The sequence below is a fragment of the Photorhabdus temperata genome (assembly GCF_025384845.1).
In the GTDB taxonomy this organism is placed as follows: Bacteria; Pseudomonadota; Gammaproteobacteria; order Enterobacterales; family Enterobacteriaceae; genus Photorhabdus; species Photorhabdus temperata.
Genome location: NZ_JAJAFX010000023.1, coordinates 73009 through 79712, shown reverse-complemented (window position 1 = coordinate 79712; position 6704 = coordinate 73009). Strand labels below are relative to the sequence as shown.

The following is a 6704-nucleotide window of genomic DNA, read 5'->3' as shown; positions in this document are numbered from 1 at the left end:
CTGGCATCTGCCCCTGTTGAATGACAGATTGCAATAAATAACCCAATCTGGGGGACTGGTAGAAATCTTCCAGGCGGATAGAACAATCAAAACATTGCTGGATCTTATTAATGAGCAATAATGCTTTAAGCGAAGTACCGCCTGCATCAAAGAAATTCGTATCTTCATCAACAACGCCATCGCTATCGCCAAAGACCTCGCGCCATAATGTAAAAAATATTTCGCGTTTTTCCCCTTTAATCTGTGAAATATTATTTTCTTTATTCAACTCTGTCACGGAGGTGGAATCGTTGGATAATGCTGATTCGACAATAAAAGGCACCTGTAATTTTGGATAGCATCCACGCAGGAATGAGACGATTTCGTGACGTGCAATTGAATATGAGTCATGAGGGATAAATATATTGATATACTGATATCCGGTTTCATTCTCTTTTATCGTTAAATGAATTTCGTCAATATTAGTTGCCGCTGTAAGTATTTTCTGCATTTCCGCCAGATCGACACGTTTTCCATCAATTTTATGCTTTTTGTCCAGCCGACCGACGAAATTTAGATTTCCCTGGGCATCGTAAAACCCACGGTCTCCCGTTAAATAATAGATTTCTCCATCGTTCAACTGTAAGAATTTGCGCGAGGTTGACTGATTGTCGTTAATATATCCGGTACATATAGAATCCCCACGAATACATATTTCTCCACTGCTGCCGCTGATGATATTATTAGTTCCATATTCCCGAATGACAATAGAACTATTTGCCAGTGCTTTACCAATAATATTACCGGGTTGGAACTGGTCATCTATTTTGTGACAGCTTGCCACAACACAACATTCTGTTGGGCCATAAGAGTTAATCAGAGAAATTCCGCGTCCTACTTTTTCCAACCAATGGTGGATAGCTTTATCCATTGCCAGATCGCCACCGATAATTGTCATTCTGATGGTCGGTGACAATTCTTTAATGGCCGCGTGCAGGAAAAAGACAATTTGGTGCCAATAATTCGTAGGAAAGTTAACGACAGTTACCGATTGTGCATGGCAAAATGAAAACAGTGAATCAAGCTCAACGATCATGTGGTCACTGGCTATTGCCAGTGTAGCTCCCTGATAAAAGCATCCAAATACTTCCTCAATATAAGCATCGAAAACTGGAGTACTGAAATTAAGAATAACGTCATCTTGTTGAATACCATACCTATCTGTCATAGCGGCTAAATAAGCATAAAGCCCCCTGAAAGTTATCGGTACCGCTTTTGGTACTCCGGTGGTGCCTGATGTAAAAAAGATATAGGCTTCATCCTCTTTGGTCGCCGGGCATTTTATGTCATTTCCCGGAGATATCTCGGAAGAAAGTGTGTTTATATCTTCAATAAAGAAAATATGTGTATTATTAATATCATTCACTTTCTCATGATGGTGACGAGAAGTTATTAATAAAGCGATATCCAGCCCACGCAATATATTGCTGATTTCTTCTCGTTCGAATGTCATGTTGATTGGAATAAAGCATAATCCCGCAGTATGGATTGCTAATATAGACAATAAGGATTCCATTCCTCTGGGTAATAACACGGCTATTCTTCGGTTTTTTAGTGGGCAGGATAATAGTAGTTGGCTGAAAGTTAATAATTTACTGTAAAGTTCATAGTAATTAAAAAAATATGCGGAGTTTATTGTGGTTTGATTTCCGCAAATTACTGATTTTTTATCCGGCGATATTATGGCGATTTGCGCTATTCGGGTAATTATATTCTCTCTGATGGGGTGATTAACGGCAATATTCTCTGGCGTCCCTATGCCAGATATCATATTGTCCATACGTTCAATTGTTTTATATTTTTCCCAATATGTTTCGACAGTTTCATTGATATTTTCTGCAATGGCATTATAAATACGTAAATAATCATCAATCAAAGCATCGGCGGTAAAGGTACTGTACAAGCGGCTTCCTGCATCCAATTCAACTAATGCTGACTTTTCGTCAGAAGAAAACCGGATATTAACCCCATAATCATTTACTGCGCCGGAAGTCATACAGCCGCGAATCGCGCGATTATTTTTCATAAGATCATGTTCAATCTCATGCAATAAATTGACATAAGGGACCGCGGTTAATTGATCTGCCCGACTTATCGCGCCATCATTCAAATCACTTATATCAATACGGCTATGCCTGCTATGCAGACTAATTTGCGACTGCATTTCCGTGAGGATCTGTTTTATCGTTGTTTCTGGTGATAAAGAAACCATCAGAGGTAAGGTGTTCATTGCCGGGCGATAATAACGGTATTCTCCTTTGTCACGTCGGTTAGAGAAAGGTAAATTAATGATACTGGTTGATAAACGACCCCGTTTAGTCATTTGCAGGCATAAGGCCAGTATCATCATTAATTTATCATTAAAGTTAAAACCCTCATTGTTTGCGGTGAGTGGTCGGCTCACTTTAATTGCTTTCGAGGGAAATAGGCGTTTTCCGGCATAATCCTCTAATTTGGGAAGTTGGTTGAGGTAATTATCCCAATAGTTTTTGTCGTTGGTATAATGCGCGCTTGCTTTATATTTAACATCGTTGAGATAAGCCTGGTAGGTAAAAACAGGCTCTGATGTTGGGTGGAATAGTTGTTGTTCATAGCAGGACAAAACATCGTGAATCAACTGACCTATGCCCCAATAATCTGTGGCGACATGGTGAGCGATAATTCCCCAAAAGCAGCACCCAACATCATTAAAATAAAGATAATGCCTGATCGTCACACCATTTTCAGGGGCCAGTGGTTCAGTTATTCTTTTGCTGAAATCGGCTTTTGTAGTTTGTTCTACTGCCGGATCTGACAGTTTTATTGATATAACTTCGATCGGCGTGGAACATTTCTCCTGAAAAATATTTTGCTCAGAAATACGGTAACGTAAGGAAAAACCATCATTGAAGCTATGAATGGTCATAATGGCTTGTTCCAATCTTTCCAGACTAATATTGTCATTGAAGCTGACGAATTCGCCGACATTGAAGACAGACTTATCGTCAGCAACAGTATTAGCAATGGCTAAACGGAGTTGTGTATAGTTCAACGGCCAATAATTATCGCTATATTCCATTATTTTGCTGCTCCACGTTATATTTTATCTCGTAATTCGCCCTTTATTTTTTCGAAAACAGATTCATCTATACATAATCCAATATTGCCTTCTGCACTAAAACATATTAAAGGGCGTTTACTTACGCGTAGAATGAAATATTTATTTCGTTTCTTGTGATAATATCCCGACGAATAATGGATAATATGTATACCATTACTGCGTTGAAAATCTTCCAGGGAAACGCCTTCTTCCCGGTGCAATGAGGAAATAGCCCATTCGTGTGAATATACTCCAGACTTCATTAATAATTTCCCTTCCTTGATCACCGCCTTATTTGATAATAGTTGATAGCCTATAAATAAGGCAATGACCACGAAGAGAGTTGTCGTAATGCTTGCCGCCAGTTTATTCGGATTACTGCTATTAAGCCAGTATGGTACAGGCAGAAAAACCAGGGCGATCAGGACGAACATGGCGACGTTCATTAATATGACTTTGAAGTCTGGATTCAATCCCACGATATTGCTCATGCTGCTGTCATTCCTAAAGATAATTCGGTAAAAAGATGAATCACTTCTTTACGCTCTTCGCGTGTCGCCGGCAGATTGATATAACCACATTTTTGCGCAGCAAACAGGCAAGCGGTGATTTCCCTGCGGATAGCTTCTGTGACCAGGGTGTCCACCATCTTTTGATTGTTATAGAGTCTGGCAAGATGAAGAGAAGCAGTACCGGTTGAAAGGTCATTGTGATCGATTTTGGGTAAATAATTTGCCATACATACCGTGACGGCTACTTGCACTGCCAGGCTCAAATAGGCTGCTACGTTTACTGCCGCCGCTGCATTCACTGCCGCGACGACTCGGGTACCGACAGCCACATTAACCGCAGCAACCACGTTTGCCCCTACGACAAGACGGGCAATTTCGATACTGGTATCGTCTTCACTGTTCAAAGGTTCCAGAATTTCCTTCAACCTGATAAGGGGAGGGCTGTTTGTATCTTGCAGCTGGTAGGATTCGATATGCTCTTTAAAATGTGCAACAAGGCTGGCGTCTTGATTAAGATGATGGTTGATCCGGCTCCTCAGGCTTGAACCTCTTTCGTTTAAACCATAGGCCTTCAGTCGGGAAAATAATTCTTCATAGTCATTGGTTTTTACTGCATTCATCAAATCCTTATCATAAGTGATGAACAGCAGTAATTCCTCTGCTGAACCGGGGCTAACGATATTTTTGTCTATGCCGAATTCAGCCAAGACTTTTTCCGGTGATTCCCTGTATTCTAATGCTAAGTTGGGCTGTTGTTTTATGGTTTCCCAAAATCGGTTATAGGTGATGATCTCTTCCCAAACTTCAACCGGGAGTTTTGCATTTGACATTGACAGCCTTAACTTATTTTCTTCAATTTCTCCTGGAGAGAGTAATGAACGTGGTACGCCAAAGAGGCGATTGCTATCGGCACTGGCATTAACGGTTGGGATGACACTGCCAATAGCTGCTCCGGCTGCTACGCCAATAAATGTACGTCTTTTCATGATTCGTTCCTTTCTAAGTTGACGGAATTCTTTTTTTACTGGGTGTTATATTAAGATGAGTGCTAACCTTTTCTTATTAAATTTCTTCGTTGCTGAAATAATTTCATATAATAATTATCTAACTAATATTTCTTACCAACGATATTTGTCGTAAGTGTATATTGTGATTGTTGTAACAATATTTTGATATTATTCCTAATGTTAAGTGGTGAAGCATAGAATAGTTCTTCCTCAGCGCTATTAAGCGGTGGATGATACTAACTATTAGCTGGATAGCTCCATTTTGCAATATGTTAGTTGATAAAATTTTTATTTTGAGCGTTTAGGCTAAATATATCTTATTACAAAATCTGCTTATTTAGAGTCTGCTCACAAAACAGCAGGTGAAAATATTCCTAAAGGAGAATAAAGTATTTCTTTTCCTTGATTACCACCTTATTTAATAAAAATTTGATAGTTGGTAAATAGTGATCATGGTGATATTGATTAGTATGACGTTAAAGCCTGAATTCAATTCCGTAGTATTATACGGCCAACGGCTGCTCTCGCCACTATGCTAATAAATGTACGTCGCTGCATTATTACTCCTCAGTTAAGTTAACGGCATTTTTTTCTGCTGAATAGCAGATCAAATCCAGCCTTTCTTTGGCATTAAATTTCTTCATCACCGGAATAATTTCACTATGATAGTTATCTAACAAATTCCGGCGTATTCCTTCGTCTTTATGCAGATGGGCACAGGCTTGGCAGGGGTGAACGATTTTTTCCAGATTAATGTTGCTATCATGCGGGCGATATTTTTTTAGAATTTTGTACGGTCCTTCTGTTCGCAACCATACTTTCATAAAGTCTTCTTCCTGTCCCTTGAAAAGCTGGGATAAATCGCCTCCCTGCAACCGACCTAGTTTCATCTCAGGGATATGCTCTAATGTCAGCCCACAGCAGGCGGAGATTTCACCGTGTGGTGTCAGTACGATATTTTCAAAGACCTGATCGCACCCTTTCGCCAGTTGCTCATCCCGGTTTGGAACGTCTTTTCGTTCTTCACTGGTGTCATAGAATGGCATCCATGTGTTGCGTTGTAAGTTAATTTTATTTTGTTCTTTGAGGCGTTTGATGGTCGGATGCTGTGTGATTTGTGTCGCAATGGCAGAATCAGCGGTATCCTGTTCCACGGTAATCAGTGTCGTGATATTTTGCCCGGCTAATGCTTCTGCTGCCGTAACTACGCTGTCGATGGGTACCCATTCACTGTGATCCTTCCCGGTGCTGATGTTTATTTCTGTGATGCCGGCATCGGTTAAATCTTGGGCGATTATTTGTGCTTTTTCTCTGTTTTTTCCCCAATAACCGTTAGTCACGCAGCGAGTTAATAAGCCATGATCTGAGGCGAAACGAATGGCTTCAATCAGATCTTTACCTAACAGGAAACACTCTCCACCACTGAAGACGACTAATTTTAGCCCTGGGAAATTGGCCTTTGAGTGTGAAATAAATTGTTTAATTTCATCCAGGCTCAGACGCGCTTTCACCGAGGGATTACATTCAAAACAACATTCTTTGCAGGCAGCATTGCAAGTATATGTTGTGATCACTGTGGCAGTATTCGGATATTGTTCCCAATATCCGGTAGGAAAGCATGACATAATTTACTCCCTGTTGGATTAAAGGTCAGACGATATTTACTATTATCAGTATTAATTTATTTTGCAATGAATTGGTTAGTTGAATTTGTATTTTTGCGTGTTTAGACTAAGTATTGGTTGTTAAAAAAACACATATTTAGAGCTTGCTCACAAAATAGGAGCGTATTTCTAACGGTGGTAAAGTAAATAGTGAGTGACTATCGCGGAATGGATTGAAATAACCGATTCTATCGTTGAAGTATTATATGTTATTTAAGCTGAAAGATTTCTATATAGAAAATGACTGTGGCTATTTTAGTCACACAAGGTGATTTTATTGATGGCATGCAAGACTATTTCTTACAATTTTTTGGCAATAATAGTCCTTTAATCACTCAATTAATTAAAAATATCCATTTGTTGAGAGTGTTTATTTTATAAAGAAAAAATATTCCCATTATAA

General features: G+C 39.4%; 4 protein-coding genes. All 4 read right to left on the bottom strand.

Annotated features, from left to right (window positions below; all coding sequences use genetic code 11):
• A partial coding sequence (locus LGZ99_RS10945) for an AMP-binding protein (protein WP_262979107.1) occupies positions 1-3097 on the bottom strand: 3097 nt, incomplete at its 3' end.
• A gap of 17 nt (positions 3098-3114) precedes the next feature.
• The gene (locus LGZ99_RS10940) at positions 3115-3609 is read right to left on the bottom strand and encodes a hypothetical protein (RefSeq protein ID WP_021324457.1); all 495 of its coding nucleotides are present in this window, start codon (positions 3607-3609) and stop codon (positions 3115-3117) included.
• A complete protein-coding gene (locus tag LGZ99_RS10935; protein WP_021324456.1) occupies positions 3606-4616 on the bottom strand; it encodes a hypothetical protein in 1011 nt (336 codons plus the stop codon). Before LGZ99_RS10935 ends, LGZ99_RS10940 begins: the two co-directional genes overlap by 4 nt.
• A 581-nt stretch (positions 4617-5197) precedes the next feature.
• Positions 5198-6262 (bottom strand): radical SAM protein, encoded by a 1065-nt coding sequence (locus LGZ99_RS10930; RefSeq protein WP_023045439.1) that lies wholly within the window; start codon positions 6260-6262, stop codon positions 5198-5200.
• Between the last annotated feature and the right edge of the window lie 442 nt (positions 6263-6704).

Coding starts and splice junctions, on each gene's coding strand:
- LGZ99_RS10940 (WP_021324457.1), bottom strand. CDS start 3,609: ATGAGCAATATCGTGGGATTGAATCCAGACTTCAAAGTCATATTAATG.
- LGZ99_RS10930 (WP_023045439.1), bottom strand. CDS start 6,262: ATGTCATGCTTTCCTACCGGATATTGGGAACAATATCCGAATACTGCC.
- LGZ99_RS10935 (WP_021324456.1), bottom strand. CDS start 4,616: ATGAAAAGACGTACATTTATTGGCGTAGCAGCCGGAGCAGCTATTGGC.